The organism is Glutamicibacter uratoxydans, assembly GCF_050753455.1.
GTDB classification, from domain to species: domain Bacteria; phylum Actinomycetota; class Actinomycetes; order Actinomycetales; family Micrococcaceae; genus Glutamicibacter; species Glutamicibacter uratoxydans_A.
In genome coordinates, this window is the sequence record NZ_CP192736.1 from 2,070,130 (window position 1) to 2,084,542 (window position 14,413).

Sequence of the window (14,413 nt, forward strand, 5' to 3'; positions counted from 1 at the left end):
CCAGACTTCATCTTGATGCACACGCAGATCTTCATTCCAGTTAGGGATCCCTAACTGAGAAAGTCATGGTTATTGCGCGGCAGAGCTAGTATCAGTCTATCGTCTTCGCTGGAAATTTCCCTGTTGGGTAGCGTTAAACAACTAAAATTCACCCATAAATGCTCGAAAGTGACATTTAGCGGCGCACAAAGAGCCCCACAGACTCCAGATGGTGAGTGTGCGGGTACAAATCGTGAACCTCAACGTGCCGTAATTCGTAGCCGCGCGAGGTCAATCGCGCCACGTCCCGTGCGAAAGAAGCCGGGTCGCAAGACACATAGCAAATCTTCGCGGCCCCGCTGGCAGCTAACTCCGCGGCCACCGATTTCTCGATCCCGACCCGCGGCGGATCGAGCACCACCGTATCGAGTCCCGAGGTGGAAACTTGTTTCAGCACCCGCTCCACCCGGCCTTGGATGACCCGGGCGTGGGGCAACTGTCGCAGGTTCTTCTTCGCATCCCGATGCGTTCCCGGCGCGCCTTCGACGCTGAAAACCGTCCCGGACTGCCCCACGCGCTGGGCCAAGGGCACTGAGAACAGCCCCGCGCCGGCGTAAAGGTCCGCGATGACCTGACCGGGCTGCGGGTCACACAAATCTAGTACGCGTTCGGTGAGCACGCGCGCGGCTTGCCGGTGAATCTGCCAGAAGCCTTCCCCGGTGATCCGGTAGTTGTGCTCCCCCACCGTCTCACTGAGCCAGGTTCTCCCGCGCAGCCGAGTGAGCTGGCCCTGCCCGTCGGCGGCAGCCCCACTGCCCTGCGAGAAGGCCGCAATGTTCAACGCTTTGGGTAGGGCTGCAGCAACTCGCGCCGCGGCACCCCGCTCGGCTTCGGCCAACAGCACCAATAAGGACTCATCGGTGCTGGACACTGCCACCTCCACTCGCGAAATCCCGCGGAAGTTCAGCTCATAGAGCCGCGCCGTTTCAATGGCTCGGTGCGCCAGCGGCATCGAGCTCAGCGCGGTGAGCGTATGACTGCGGTGCGCGCTCATCGCCAGCCGGCCGTGGGCGTCGACGGTATAGGCCATCCGGGTACGCCAGTGCAGACCGTCGCTCTCCTGCGGCGCGGGGAGCACCTGGGTGAACCCGGCCGCGGCGGCTTCCATCCCGGCCAGCCGCTGAAATTGTTCGCGGACTATCTGCGCCTTCAGCTCACGCTGCCAAGCTAGTGCGATGTGCCCGAACTCGGCGCCGCCCACCGGCTCGGCGTGTTTCAGCGCGTTCGCAGGGTCCCAAAAATGCTCGACTCGGTGCTCGCTTGGCTCCAGCACCTCACAGACATCGGCACGCCAGAACTTGGCCGTGGGATCCTGTTCGGTAACCCTCACCCGCACCAGCTCGCCGGGGATGGCATGGCGCACAAAAATGACCCGCCCCTCGTAGCGGGCCACGCAATGCCCACCATGGGCAATCGGGCCCACACGCAGTTCCAGAATCGTGCTGTCGGGCATTCAGTGTCCTTCGTCAAGTAATTTAGCTTCTGCTAGTGGTGGGCCGAGGATTCTTCGCTGCCACCGGCCTCGGTACTGAGCAGCCGCCAAGGTACCGAGGCGACCACCACCCCGGGCTCATGGTGCAGGCGGTTTTTCACCCGCAACGCGGTCTGGTTGTGCACCAGTTGTTCCCACCAATGCCCCACCACATACTCGGGGATGTACACCACCACCAGGTCGCGAGGTGAAACCCGGCGGATCGAACGGATGTGATCGATAAGCGGGTCGGCGATGGTGCGATAAGGCGAGGCGAGAATGGTGATCGGCACCGGAATCTGCAGCTGTTGCCAGTCCGCCAAGGTGCGTTCGGTTTTCGCCGCTTCCACGTCGACCATGATCGCCTCAAGTTTAGATGGTCGCGAGGCGCGCGCAAAGGCGATCGCCCGCAGCACCGGTTTACGCACCGTGGACACCAACACAAGCGCGTGCACCCGGGCCGGCAACGCGGTGGCTTCCTGGGTGAAGTCCACCGCCAGTTCGCTATCCACCTGCCGGTAGTGCCGGCTCAGCGACTCCATAATCGCCATCAACAGCAGGATCCCCACCACCGCCAGCCATGCGCCATGGGTGAAGCGGGTGATCAGTACGACGATCAGCACCAGCGCGGAGAGCACCAACCCGACCAGGTTCAGCAGCCGCTTGCGATGCACCGCGGCTCTGGCGGCGCGTCCGGTGACCTGCACCAGGATCCGGGACCAATGCCGCAGCATCGCCGCTTGGCTGAGCGTGAAGGAGACGAACACGCCCAGCACATAGAGTTGCACCAGAATGGTCACATCTCCCTTGAAGGCGAAAATCACGGCGATGGCCGCCAGCCCGAGGGCCAAGATGCCATTGGAGAAGCCCAGTCGATCCCCGCGGGTGCGCAGCTGGCGGGGTAAGAATCCGTCGCCGGCCAGATGACTAGCAAGGTTCGGGAAGGAGTTGAAGGCGTGGTTCCCGGCCATGAGCAATACCCCGATGGTCAACACTGCCACGAGGATCACCCCGAGCCCAGCACCTGCGAACACCGCTTCGGCAAGTTGGGTGAGGACCGGGGCTTGCATGTACTCCGGCCCCACCGGCTGCCCGTCGCGCAGCAAGCTTTGCTGCGGGTCGCTCACCACCTTCACCCCGGTCGTCCGAGCCAAGAACAGGGTCCCTAAAGTCAATACCCCACTGAGCACACCGATCACCAGCAGGATCCGCCCGGCGTTGCGGGCGCGTGGTTTGCTCAGCGTATGCACATTGGAAATTGGCACCTCGATACCGGTCAATGCTGCCGAACCGGTGGAGAACGCGCGCAGTATCAGCAGTGCTCCGGCCATGCCTTGCAAACCGGTGGAAAATTCTTGTTCCGGACGGATCTGGAGCTCGGCACTTGGCGCCATCCCCAGCGACCCTGTCATCGCCAGTACCGCACCCCAGAGAATCAGCAGCAGCATCCCCGCCACGAAGAGGTAGACCGGTATGGCTAACGCCCAGCGCCCTTGGCCGCGGCCACGCAAATTCCCGATCACCAGGACCGCGACGATTACCGAGGCCACCAGTGCCTTCTCATCCTTGAGCGCCGGAATCACCGCGGCCACGTATTGGGCCGCGGAGGTGCTGGAGACCGCCACGGTAAGCACAAAGTCCACCAGCAAGGCCGCGGCCACCACCGCGCCGGAGCGCGGACCAAGATTGGTGCGCACGATCTCATAGTCGCCGCCCCCGGAGGGGTAGGCTGCCACCGATTGGCGGTAAGAAAAGACCAATACCAGCAGCACCAAGAGCACCGCCAGGCCCACTTGCGGGGAGAGTAAGGTGGCCGCTACCCCGGCCATCGCCAAGGTCAACAGGATTTCATCCGGCGCGTAGGCCAGCGAGGACAGCGCGCTGGAGGAGAAGATCGGCAACGCGATTCTCGGCGGCAACGGTTTGCGTTTCAACCGTTCGGTACGGAAAGGCCGCCCCACCAGGATCCGTTTCAGACCGTCGAATAAAGCAGGCACCTTCCAACGGTATAACAGGGCGCCCAATGCACAACAGTGACGCGGCGTAGCAGCGGCCATGGCGCAAAACATGGCACACTGTTTTCGTGCCACAAAGTGGTCAACGAATTCGGCCGGCTAAGGAGTTTACTATGGCCCACTTCGTCATCATGGGCTGCGGCCGGGTGGGGGTGCATCTGGCGCATACGCTGGATGACTCGGGACATTCGGTCACCGTCATCGATCAGAACGAGCGGGCCTTTAGTGCCTTGGGTGAGAACTTCTCCGGCAACACCGTCACCGGTGTGGGCTTTGACCGCGACACCCTAGAGGCCGCGCAAATCACTGAAGCCTACGCCTTTGCCGCGGTATCCAGCGGGGATAATTCCAATATTCTGGCCACCCGGGTGGCCCGGGAAACCTACCATGTGCAACATGTGGTGGCCCGCATCTACGATCCGGGGCGCGCTGAAATCTATCAGCGGCTGGGAATTCCCACGGTGGCCGCGGTGCGTTGGAGCGCCGAACAGGTGCTGCGCCGGATCTTGCCAGAGCATTCGATGCGCGCCGATTACCGGGAAGCTTCCGGACGGCTGATGCTCACCGAGGTCGCGTTGCATGCGGATTGGTACGGGCTTCAGGTCAAGGCGCTGGAGCAGGCGGCGGGGATCCGCGTGGCTTATCTCACGCGCTTCGGGGAGGGCATCATTCCGCGCTCCCACACCCGGCTACAGGGCGGGGACTTAGTACATGCAATGCTTCCGGTCGCGCAGAGCAGCGAAGTGGAGAAGATTCTGGCCAGCGCACCCCGCGCGGTCGGTGACATAACGGGAGGGTTCACCCAGTGAAGGTCATGATTGCCGGGGCCGGGTCGGTGGGTTCGTCCATCGCCCGAGAACTGTTGGGTAACGGCCACCACGTGCTGCTAATTGATCGGGACCATGCCCGTCCCGAAGATTCGCCGCTGGCTCAAACCCAGTGGATCCGTGCCGATGCCTGCGAGTTAAGCACTCTGCAACGAGCCGGACTGGAAGATTACGATGTGGTGGTTGCCGCCACCGGTGACGATAAAGCCAACCTGGTGATTTCCTTGCTGGCCAAGAGCGAGTTTGGGATCCGGCGCACCGTCGGACGCGTGAACAGCCCGAAGAATGAGTGGATGTTCGATGACGCTTGGGGGGTGGATGTGGCGGTCAGCACCCCGCGCTTGATGACCGCGTTGGTGGAAGAGGCCGTGGAGGTCGGGGATTTGGTGCGACTGCTGAGTCTGCAGAGCGGGACAGTGCATTTGATGGAGTTCACGGTGCCCCACGATTCGGCACTCATTGGGCGTACCATGGGTCGAGTGCCGTGGCCCGAAGACACCACGATGGTTTCGGTGATCCGGGACCGCGCCCCATTCCCACCGAGCCGTGATGATGTGATCGAGGGCGGGGATGAACTGTTCTTCTTGACCACCGAGGCTGCCCATGAGCAGCTGCGGGCGGTGTTGCGCGACACCGCCCACTAAGCGGGGTTAGGCCGGCGGCTGACTTTCAGACAGCATCGCTGGCGGTCGGGATATCAGCCAAGCAAACCAGAGCCCTGCCGCGTAGAGCGGAACACCCATCACCAAGCGACTAATCCCCAGCGCCACCACTTGATCGCTGAAGTACAGCGGCAGCTGCACCGCAAGCCGCGCGGCGAACACCCCCACCATGATCCAGGTGGCGATCTGATAGCGTTTCAGCCGCTGCGGCTGTGCTCGCCAGTCGGTCCCCTCTTGACGCAAGAACCCATAGAGCACCCCCAACAGTGGCCACTTGACGATGATCGAGATCAGTAGCGCCACGAGGTAGGCAGCGACGATGAAAAACCCGGGGACATAATAATCCTTTGCCTCCCCCGTGCTGCGAGCCGCCAGCGCACAGATCAGAATGCCCACCAGACCACTAATTGATTGGGTCAGCGAGGAACGCTTCGCAAGACGGAACGCCATGAACACCGCACCCACCGCGATCGCGGCGATCAGCGCGGTATTCAGTTCTCCGGTCAACGCAAAAAGCAGCACGAAGAGGAACCCGGGGGCCACGGTCTCCACGATCCCACGCAACCCGCCGATGCTGGCTAGCACATCGATCTGGCCGTTGGTGGTTTTACTCAACGATGTGGCGGAGCCCAAACGTTCAGCTAATGAAGGTTCATTAGCCGCGTTCGGTGCATCCTCTTCCGGCTCGGGTTGCTGATTCATTGTCCTCATCTCGGCGACGGTATTAGGTGGTTAGCTTTCGGTATCCGGCGGCAGGATCAGGTAGCGCGGATTGTGGATCGTCGGTATATGGTCCAGCCGACTGAGCATACCCGAATACCGGATTCGCACCCCGGGAGCAATCCCGGGCACCTGCTTTTGTCCCATGAACAGTAAACGCACGTACGCGATGCTTGACGGACGGGGCCCCGGGGCTGGGAACCGGTCGATGACCGTGGCGATCAGCGCGGGCCGCTCCTGCTGTGGCAGGTGAGTGACCGACTGGATGTACCCGCAATGTTCAATGCGTCCACGCAGCGGCAACCGGTCCAAGGATGCTACTTGGCGTGGGGCATTCGATGCTGGTTCCATCTCGGCGCGCATCCGCTGCGCATCGGGATGCTGACCCTCGTGTGTGTCCACCAGGTTTGCTCAGTTAGCCGATTTGGGTGATTTCCGGTCCCCGCTCGGGGCGCTGAACTGCTGGGGCACCCGGAGGTGGCTCGGCGTGGGTGCGAGCGTTCTTCGGCACGCTCAGTGGCAAGAGTTCCTGTGGCGGAAGAGGCGAAGTGCCGCGATCAACCACAACTCCGCGCACCAGCTCGTCGACAACCTCGGAAGCTTCTTCATTGCTGATGGCTGCCCCGCCCACGACGATGCGCAGGAACCAGCGCGGACCGTCCACCCCGATGAAGCGTAGGGCCACATGCCCGGATCGACCATCGGGCAACTGCTGCGGCACCTTGGCCAGTAGTTCTTTACCGAATTCACCGTCGCGAATGTACAGCTCCCCTTGCTGTTTGGTGAGGTCTTCGGCGATCTTGTTACTGATTCCGGGCCATAACTGTTCGGACTTGGAACGGGCGAAAGCCTGCAACTGGATGCGTGATTCGGCGACTTCCAGGGAGAGCGAGATGACCCTTTTGGTCTTCTCCTCCATATCCAAGCGAACTTTCATTCCACTGATTGGCTTGAGCAGCAGGGAACCGAAGTTTAGGTAGTCATCGGGATTCTCAATGTCATTGATGTCCTTTGGTCCGTTGCCCGCTAGCTGGCTGGGTTGCTCTTCAACCGCCGGTGGGGCGTTCTGCTCTGCCACTTCCTGCTGCTGATCGCGCTTCTTACGCTTGAAAATCATTTTGTCCTTAAAATCGCTTCGTTACACCCTAGGGTACTTACTTCCCCTGAAACCCGCCCGTTGAACCGAACCCGGAGACCCCGCGGCTGGTCTCGTCCAAAGAGTCGACAACCCGAAAGCGAGCCTGCTCAACCTTCTGAATCACCAGCTGGGCGATGCGATCTCCACGGTTCACGGTGAAACTCTCGGAACTATCAGTGTTCAGCAAGGTGACCATGATCTCGCCGCGGTATCCGGCATCCACCGTTCCCGGAGCGTTGACCACGGTGATCCCATGCTTGGCGGCTAGCCCGCTGCGTGGGTGAACCAGCCCGACGTAGCCTACAGGCAGCGCCAGAGCGATCCCGGTCCGGATCAGCGCGCGCTGCCCCGGGGCAAGGACCACTGATTCGCGGGCGTGCAGATCCGCTCCTGCGTCGGAAGGATGCGCGTAGCTAGGAACCGGCATCTGCTCATCCAGTAGCTGTAGCGAAATATCGAGGCTTGGTTCGCTCATCGGTGTTATGTCATCTCCCGCAAAACTTTTTTAGGTCAATTCGTGGGCCACTCATTTCCGGACCGTATCGGCTGGGACCACCGAAACAACTCTAGCGTGTCCTCCCCTTACGTTGCGTATCTCACCGAAGACCGAAATCCACAGCTTCACCCCCTAAACTTGGTGCTATGAGTACTGCGAGCCCAGCCGAAACCACCGTGCTATATAGAGAAAAACTGTGGCCTTCCCCCGCAACGTGGATTTGGCCACTGCTAATTTCCGCCACTGCGGGCGTAGCTTTTGCACCCATCGCCATGGGTTTGGGAATCGCTGTCGGAGTGGCCACCTTGGTGGTGATATGCCTGATCATGGTGCTCAATGTGGGCCAAATCGTGGTCACCGAAGACTCGGTGCGCGTGGCACGTGCGCATATCGAGCGCGAATTCATCGGAGAGGTGACCGGTTACCGAGGTGAAGAGGCGTTTAAGCAGCGTGGACAGAAACTGCACGGCTTGGCGTTCATGAACCTGCGCGGCGGATTCGATGCCGTGGTCAAGCTCGAGGTCACCGACCCCCGCGATCAGACCCCCTATTGGCTCACTGCGACCCGCCGCCCCGAGGAACTGACCCGGGTATTGGGCGGGTTGATGGATGAATACCGCCGCGATGCTGAAGAAGCGGATGCCGCGGACAATGCCGGAGCTGCGGATCCTTCCGAGACTGGCCCCGAAGAAAAGAACTAGTTCACCCCCAAATAAAAATGCTTGACGGCGACCGTCAAGCATTTTTTGTTTACCCAGCTAGCGTGGGTAATTAGTCTTCACATTCGGCACAGAAGAGGGCCGCCCCATCCTGCCGGACCAGCAAGGAACGATGGCGCACCATGAAACAGGAGGCGCAGGTAAATTCGTCGGACTGCTCGGGCATGATTTCCACGCTCGCCTCCTCCGGATCAATTTCGGTTCCTGGCAGGATAAAACCTTCGGCCAGTTCGGCTTCGTCCTCATCGATCAGGGTGGCCTGAACCGCGGTACGTCCGGCATTCAGGCTGGCCAGCTGCTTGGCGGCTTCCTCTTCACGCGAGGAATCGCGTGGTGCATCGTAATCGGTTGCCATCGGGATGTCTTTTCTCTTTTCCTCAAAGAACTTGCAACTGCTCGTTGCGGCAGATTACACCACCACGAGCCTGGGTGTATAACCAGCTACGCGCCATTAAATTCCCGTTCCGGGTCACTCAAAGCCAAGTTTCGTGCTCGAAGCCCTAGGAAATTCTCGCCACACCCCTTGCGGTAATAGGAAATTGCGTCGCTCAGTGGCAAAGTTTTAGACAGGTAATAATCCGGGTGGAGGGTAGTGATGCGTCAGCTGAGACTGGTAGGAATACATGAAAATGGTTCCAGCCTGCAGGTCAGCAGTGACGACGGGATGAGCTTTGAGCTGCCCGTCGACGATGCGCTGCGTAGCGCCATGGCAGAGATTGCCCGGGCCCGAGCGCCGCGTAACCGGGAGCAGTCCCCGGATCATTCACCGCGTGAAATTCAGTCACGGGTCCGTGCTGGTGCTTCGGCCTATGATCTGTCGATCGAGTGGGATGTACCCATCGAGCAGATCCTGAAATACGAGGGACCAGTGTTGGCCGAACGGGCCCATATCGCACAGCTGGCCCAGCGTGTGGAGGTTTCCGGCCCGCAAACCGATGCCGAGTACCGTGAAGCGTTCGGCGAAGAACCAGCCGATCTCGGCGCGATGGTGAACCACCGGTTGGGGCAACTGGGTATCGATGCCGAGAATGTGGAATGGGATTCGTGGAAGGACCCGGAGGGCCAGTGGATGGTCACCGCAACCTTCGCCTCCCCGCTACACAATGAGAATGTCGAAACTTTGGGTAAGGCTTCCAACGAGGATCAGAATGTCGCTAAGTGGGCATTCCACCCACAGCGTCGCACCTTGCGGAATCTTAACCGCTGGTCGCAGACCTTGAGTGAACAGGCCGCCCCCGAATATTTCTCCTCCGTCACTCCGGTGGCTGTCCAAGCTGAACCGGAGTCAGGCGCCGGTGAGACGGCCAGCGAATCCGGGAGCAACGAAGAGCTGATTGATCTGCTCAATGCCCGCCGCGGACAGCGTACGGGAAGCGACCAGGGCACAGATGAGCGTTTGAACGAGATCATCGAACGCAATATGAATAAGTTTGAGCAGGAGGATGACGAGTCCGGTTTGCCGCATCTGCCGCAAACTATTTCGACACGTACCTCGCAGCTGACCGTGTTACATAATCAGTCCGAACCGGCGGAGGATGAGAAGTCCAGCGGCGATGAGGAAGCCAACCAGCGCAAATCTAAGCGCTCCTCGGTTCCCAGCTGGGATGACATCATGTTCGGTCGGCGGAAAAAGGACTAGCCGCCGCAGCCTGTAGGCCCGCCCCAGAAATGTGATCGGAGCCGGACTTCACCCGTGGTGAAGTCCGGCTCCGATGTTCGTTTTGTCTCTGTTAGCCGGTGTGCACGCTCAGCAGTGGCACAATCCGTTCCGCGGTGGTCAGCGAGCCATGCTGTCCGATCATTTCGAAAGCGGTGGGGGCCACCCGGCGTCCGTCGTAGAATGCCACCGGCTCGGCGGCCAGAATCAGCAGATCCCCTAACCGTTCGGCCACCCCTTCGCGCAGCTGACCAAAAAGCCCATAGGCTATTGCTTCGTCACGGGTCAACACCCAGGCCTTGGTTCCGTAGCGCTCAATCCAGGCCGCGCGAACCTTGGCGCGGGTGGCCTCGGGGGTATTCGCCGCGAAGCTCAGTTGCACCCCTCGTGGTTCGCCACTGGTGAGCTCCACTGCCTCGATCAGCTCGGGTTCAAGGCTGTAGTCGATGCGTTGCGAAGCTGACACGTCGACCATCCCATGGTCCCCGGTAATCAGCACACTGGTGCCGGCTGGGAGCCGGGAGACCATGAGTTTGATCGTGTAGTCCAGTTCTTCGAGGGTGTGGCGCCATTGGTCCGAGTCCACCCCGTATTTGTGCCCAGCCTTATCCAATTCGTTGAAGTAGGTGTAGACCAGTGCGTGACGTTCCTTGGCGAAGACCTCGGTGGTGGCCCGGGACCGGGCAGCCAACGAATTCGCGGCAATGAACGTCGGTCCGCGCAGCGCCGCCCGAGTCAGCGCAGAGTCGGCGAAGAGCCCCAAGGAGACCGTGGCGACATGTACCCCGTGTGCGGCGATGGTTTCAAACACCGTGGGTAGCGGTTGCCAGAGTGCTGGGTTCAGGTTTGTCGGCCAGCCGCCAAGCTGGTTGACCACCCTGCGGCGTTCCGGGTCGATGACATCGTAGCCCACGAGCCCGTGAGTGCCTGGGCTCACCCCGGTACCCAGAGAGCTCAGTGAGGTCGCCGTGGTGGAGGGGAACCCGGTCGTCAGCCGCTGCGCTTGGGAGAAGATGGAGCGCAGGAAGGGTGCGTGGGCCAGATTAGCTTTGAGCTGGTTCCAGCCCAGTCCATCGACCATCACCAAATTGACCCGCCGGGTGGCCGGAAGCTTCAATGGATTCGCGAAGCCATTCACACCTAAGGCGTGGGCCGCGGAAGGTAGTAGCTCCCCCAGCGTGTCCTGCCCATACTGTGGTGCGGGAGGCAGCTTGGTAGCGGGGGTAAAAGGGGCTTGTTCGACCACGAAGTGTTGAGCTCCTAAAAACTTGTTGCCTGACGCAGCCGGACCGCGAAACGGCGGGCCTTGTTGACCGCGTTTTGCCCGTCGGCCTCGGCACTGACGCGGATCACGAGATCTTCGGGTTGCGCGGTGCCGCTCAGCCCATGATCCGCGTCGCAGGCTGGATCCCCGCAGCCGGCGGGGGCGAGGTCCAAGCGGGTGGTTCCGTTCCAGGACAATCCGAAGGTCAGCTCGCGCACTTCCTCGCCACTGCGGTAGTGCTGCGGCTGATGGAAAACATAGCTGGTGGCCACCGAGGCGATGCGTTTCAGGGCCGTCATTTCGGTGGAGACTTGAGCGACGATTTCGCTACCGTGATCATCGAGCTGCTGGTCATCGACGTGAATGATGAACAGTGCCGCATCGCTGAGTACCAGCACGGTGATGTGGCGGTGTACTTCGGTCCGATCAAAGTGGGTTTCGAGGTGGACGTAGTGGTCCAGCACCGGACGGTTGACCATGGCTTCGGCGAGCACGTCCTGAATCATTTGCGGATAGAAGCCGGCACGAACCAGATCCTGCTGCAGATCTGCGGCGGCGGTCGTCGAATAGGATGGAGAGCTCATACCTCAAGTTTACCTAGTTCCCCCGACCATTACCTATGCGGCAACACAGCGCGCTGAACCGAGAGTCCTGCTTGCGACGCCCGGCGCGTGGGCGCGGGCGTTAGTGGACGATAGTTAGCTGCGCAGAGCCCGCCGGACGGTGTCGGTACGTTGTTCGGGGTTGCCCACCTGGATTTCGACCGCGAGGACGCTGAGCGAATCCGCGGAGACGGTGACCGGGGAGAACTTGAGAATCGCGATTTCCCGGTGGTTGTCCTTCAACAGCGCCACCCGATTCAGCAGGTCTTTGAGCTGCTCTAGATCCACCGCAGGTAGCCCTTGGTAGCCGAAGAGCCGGGCGCTACTGCGCGGACGCCGGATCAGTTGATCCAAGTCCTGTTGAGTCATCGGCACCACACCGTGAGACCAGTCATCGAGCAGGTTCACCGGATCCCCGGAGAGCCCGAACGAGAGCACCGGACCCAGGAGCGGGTCCTCCACTGCCCGGATCACGCAGGCTTGCCCGGCCTCGGCCATCGATTGCACCTCTAGGGCGGAGACCCCCCAACTCTCCATGGACTGGGTCATATGTTCGAAATTAGCGCGCAGGGTCGCCTCATCGGTGATGTTCAGTCTCACCCCACCCAAGTCAAAACGTTGGCGCAGGTTCTCATCGTTGGCTTTCAGCGCCACCGGCCAGCCCAACCGGTTCGCGGCGGCAACTGCAGCATCCGCGTCATGCACGATTGCCGAATCGAAGACCGAAATCCCATAGAAGCGCAGCAGCTGGGTGCTCTGCGCGTAGTCGAGGGTGCGCAGTGCGGTGCCCGGAATGTCAGCGGTGAGCTGCTTCAGATACTCTTCGGCCCCATCCACATCAATGTCCTTGGGCGCCGGGAGCGGATCATGCTCCACATTCAGCCATTGCCGGTATCCGTGCGCTTTATCCAGGGCGCGTACCGCCCCAGCCGGAGAGGTGAAGATCGGGATCTGTTGGTGCACCCCGGTGGCGATGTTGCGATCCGGGCGTCCGGAAATCACGATCAGCACCGGCTTGCTGGAATCGGCGAAGCTTTGCAGCTCTTTGAGGATCGCCTCATCGCGAATCCCCGGAACGGGCAACAGGGCCACGATCAGCGAATGCACCTGCTCGTTAGCCAGAGCCGCCTGGATCCGGCGGCGCAGTTGTGGCAAGGCCCGGGATTGGCCGAGGGAGAAGTCCAGTTCCTCCGGTTCAGCGGTCGCGTTCAAGGAGCGGGTGGCTGCCACATCGCAGATCACTTCAGCGAGGGTCAGCGAATTAGATAGTACCGACACGTTCGGTCCGGCCGGCACCGGGGAGGTGGACAGTACGGTGGCCACATCCATCAGTTCCTCGACCGAACCTACTCGGATCACCCCGGCTTGAGCCAATACTGCGTTCAAGGCCGCGGACGGGGCTTGGGTGGTGCGCACCGAGTGACCCGGCGGGAGCCGGTGCCCCAGCACATCACTCTTGGCGACGATGACCGGTTTGGTGCGCGAGAGCCGACGCGCGATGCGGGAGAATTTACGCGGGTTACCGAAGGACTCCAGGTGCATGGCGACCACTTCGGTAGCTTCATCGTCCTCGAAGTACTGCATGGCGTCATTACCCGACACATCGGCGCGTAGCCCCGCGGAAATGGCCGAGCTCAGCCCGAGTCCGCGCTGTTCTTGGACCCCGTGTAACAGCACTCCCATGGCCGCGGATTGTGAGAAGAAACCGATATTTCCGGCCGCTGGCAGACGCTGGGCCACTGAAGCGTTGAGTTTAATCTGGCTGGCGGTGTTCAGCAGCCCCAGCGAGGCCGGACCAATGACCCGCATTCCATTAATTCGGGCACGGGTGACAAGTTCGCGCTGTTCACGTAGACCGGTGTCGGACTCGTAGCCGGCGCTCATCACCAGCAGTCCCTTGACCCCGTGAGCGGCGCAATCATCAACCACCGATAAGATCCGTTCCTTGGGAACGCAAATAATCGCTAGGTCCACCGGGCCCGGCACCTCGGTAATCCGCCCATAACTGGGCAATCCCCCAATTTCGAAGGCTTGCTCGTTAATCGCGTAAATTGCGCCTTGGAAGTTCGATTCGATCAGCCGGTTAAGCACCTCATAACCTAAGGTGCCCCAGGTACGGCTGGCGCCGATCACTGCCACCGATTTCGGGGCAAGTAGCCCGGCCACGGAGTGTGCTTCGGCACGGTGTTCGCGCGCTTCCATCACCGAACGGGACTTTTCGGTGGGGTCGATCGGGAAGACCAGCATCACCACCCCGTCTTCGAAGTGCCGCGCCACGGCGTACCCGGCTTCGGCAAACACGGTGAGCATTTTGCGGTTTTCCGGCAAAACTTCGGCGGTGAAGCGTTCAATACCGTTTTCGCGCGCTGCCGCAGCCAGGTGTTCGATCAGGATGGAGGCGATCCCGGTGCCTTGGAAGTCGTCGGACACATTGAAGGCCACCTCGGCCTCGGTGGGGTCATCAAGCTGGTCGTAGCCACCGATGCCGATGATTTTTTCCCCGCGCAGCACGATGAAGGAAACCCGTGTGCGGTGATCCACATTGGTGAAGCGGTCCAGCTCTTTGGGTGTTAGTTGCGACTTGTACGTAAAATAGCGTAGATAGACCGATGCTTCGGACTGGTGCTTGTGCATTTCTTGGAGCGCATGAGCATCGGCCGGGGTTATGGGCCGAAGGTGCGCGGTTGAACCATCACGAAGCACAACATCCGCTTCCCAATGAGCCGGATATGCCGCAGAAACTTTAGGATCCACCATAAGCTAAACAATAGTGCGCGTCAGGGGCCTACGGCCAGATACGACG

The 14,413-nt window shown here is 60.9% G+C and carries 14 protein-coding genes; 4 read left to right on the forward strand and 10 right to left on the reverse strand.

Annotated features, from left to right (window positions below; translation table 11 throughout):
- Positions 1-175: 175 nt before the first annotated feature.
- Positions 176-1,492, reverse strand: a complete 1,317-nt coding sequence (locus ACQQZ8_RS09525; protein WP_431709592.1) for a class I SAM-dependent RNA methyltransferase — start codon at positions 1,490-1,492, stop codon at positions 176-178.
- A gap of 32 nt (positions 1,493-1,524) precedes the next feature.
- Positions 1,525-3,507 carry an APC family permease gene (locus ACQQZ8_RS09530; protein ID WP_431709593.1) on the reverse strand — a complete coding sequence of 661 codons (1,983 nt, stop codon included), beginning with the start codon at positions 3,505-3,507 and terminating at the stop codon, positions 1,525-1,527.
- Positions 3,508-3,638: 131 nt separating this feature from the next.
- Here ACQQZ8_RS09530 and ACQQZ8_RS09535 point away from each other — a divergent pair, with 131 nt between their 5' ends.
- Both ACQQZ8_RS09535 and ACQQZ8_RS09540 read left to right on the forward strand, forming a co-directional pair.
- Positions 3,639-4,334 (forward strand): potassium channel family protein, encoded by a 696-nt coding sequence (locus ACQQZ8_RS09535; RefSeq protein WP_431709594.1) that lies wholly within the window; start codon positions 3,639-3,641, stop codon positions 4,332-4,334.
- On the forward strand, positions 4,331-4,996 hold the full coding sequence (locus tag ACQQZ8_RS09540; protein ID WP_431709595.1) for a potassium channel family protein: 666 nt from the start codon (positions 4,331-4,333) through the stop codon (positions 4,994-4,996). Before ACQQZ8_RS09535 ends, ACQQZ8_RS09540 begins: the two co-directional genes overlap by 4 nt.
- Before the next feature lie 6 nt (positions 4,997-5,002).
- Here ACQQZ8_RS09540 and ACQQZ8_RS09545 read toward each other — a convergent pair whose 3' ends face one another.
- From ACQQZ8_RS09545 to dut, 4 genes are read right to left on the reverse strand one after another with little or no spacing between them, the layout of a single operon-like run.
- On the reverse strand, positions 5,003-5,716 hold the full coding sequence (locus ACQQZ8_RS09545; protein ID WP_431709596.1) for a DUF3159 domain-containing protein: 714 nt from the start codon (positions 5,714-5,716) through the stop codon (positions 5,003-5,005).
- A 30-nt stretch (positions 5,717-5,746) separates the two neighbouring features.
- On the reverse strand, positions 5,747-6,136 hold the full coding sequence (locus ACQQZ8_RS09550; protein WP_431709597.1) for a hypothetical protein: 390 nt from the start codon (positions 6,134-6,136) through the stop codon (positions 5,747-5,749).
- Positions 6,137-6,149: 13 nt separating this feature from the next.
- On the reverse strand, positions 6,150-6,851 hold the full coding sequence (locus ACQQZ8_RS09555; RefSeq protein WP_431709598.1) for a DUF3710 domain-containing protein: 702 nt from the start codon (positions 6,849-6,851) through the stop codon (positions 6,150-6,152).
- Between the two features lie 37 nt (positions 6,852-6,888).
- Positions 6,889-7,347 carry a dUTP diphosphatase gene (gene dut, locus ACQQZ8_RS09560; RefSeq protein ID WP_431709599.1) on the reverse strand — a complete coding sequence of 153 codons (459 nt, stop codon included), beginning with the start codon at positions 7,345-7,347 and terminating at the stop codon, positions 6,889-6,891.
- 167 nt (positions 7,348-7,514) lie between these two features.
- Here dut and ACQQZ8_RS09565 point away from each other — a divergent pair, with 167 nt between their 5' ends.
- Entirely contained in the window at positions 7,515-8,069 is a 555-nt protein-coding gene (locus ACQQZ8_RS09565) for a DUF3093 domain-containing protein (RefSeq protein ID WP_431709600.1), read from the forward strand.
- A gap of 70 nt (positions 8,070-8,139) precedes the next feature.
- Here ACQQZ8_RS09565 and ACQQZ8_RS09570 read toward each other — a convergent pair whose 3' ends face one another.
- Positions 8,140-8,442: a DUF4193 family protein gene (locus ACQQZ8_RS09570; protein WP_431709601.1), complete on the reverse strand. Its 303-nt coding sequence runs from the start codon at positions 8,440-8,442 to the stop codon at positions 8,140-8,142.
- A 240-nt stretch (positions 8,443-8,682) separates the two neighbouring features.
- On the opposite strand from ACQQZ8_RS09570, the gene sepH reads away from it, so the two are divergent.
- Positions 8,683-9,726: a septation protein SepH gene (gene sepH / locus ACQQZ8_RS09575; RefSeq protein ID WP_431709602.1), complete on the forward strand. Its 1,044-nt coding sequence runs from the start codon at positions 8,683-8,685 to the stop codon at positions 9,724-9,726.
- A gap of 91 nt (positions 9,727-9,817) precedes the next feature.
- Here sepH and ACQQZ8_RS09580 read toward each other — a convergent pair whose 3' ends face one another.
- From ACQQZ8_RS09580 to ACQQZ8_RS09590, 3 genes are all read right to left on the reverse strand, one after another.
- The gene (locus tag ACQQZ8_RS09580; protein WP_431709603.1) at positions 9,818-10,990 is read right to left on the reverse strand and encodes an alkaline phosphatase family protein; all 1,173 of its coding nucleotides are present in this window, start codon (positions 10,988-10,990) and stop codon (positions 9,818-9,820) included.
- Between the two features lie 14 nt (positions 10,991-11,004).
- Positions 11,005-11,592, reverse strand: a complete 588-nt coding sequence (locus ACQQZ8_RS09585; protein WP_431709604.1) for a DUF5998 family protein — start codon at positions 11,590-11,592, stop codon at positions 11,005-11,007.
- Between the two features lie 114 nt (positions 11,593-11,706).
- On the reverse strand, positions 11,707-14,367 hold the full coding sequence (locus tag ACQQZ8_RS09590; protein ID WP_431709605.1) for a GNAT family N-acetyltransferase: 2,661 nt from the start codon (positions 14,365-14,367) through the stop codon (positions 11,707-11,709).
- Positions 14,368-14,413 lie beyond the last annotated feature (46 nt).